The sequence below is a fragment of the Escherichia sp. AM3 genome, assembly GCF_032029835.1.
GTDB lineage: Bacteria > Pseudomonadota > Gammaproteobacteria > Enterobacterales > Enterobacteriaceae > Escherichia > Escherichia coli.
The window spans coordinates 1-345 of record NZ_JAVUPQ010000709.1; the positions used below are offsets into that span (position 1 = coordinate 1).

1 pseudogene is annotated in these 345 nt (G+C 52.2%); it reads left to right on the top strand.

Annotated features, from left to right (window positions below):
- Window positions 1-345 (top strand): annotated as a pseudogene (locus tag RTW80_RS28010) (terminase gpA endonuclease subunit); the annotation flags it as partial.

Genomic DNA, 345 nt, shown 5'->3' on the forward strand with positions numbered 1-345 from the left:
GCCTAACGGCGTTGAGATGCTTATTTCCCGCATCTGCTGGGATATCGGTGGCATAGACCCAACGATTGTTTATAACCGCTCGAAAAAGCATGGTCTGTTTCGTGTCATCCCTGTTAAAGGCTCATGTGTCTACGGCAAGCCCGTGGCGAATATGCCCCGCAAGCGTAACAATACCGTTGTTTCTCTCACTGAGGTATGAACAGACACCGCGAAAGAGCAGATTTATAACCGTTTCACGCTGGTGGCAGAAGGCGACGAGCCGCTGGCGGGGGCGGTTCACTTCCCTAATAACCCTGAAATCTACGATTTAACCGAGGCTCAGCAACTGACTGCGGAGGAGCAGGT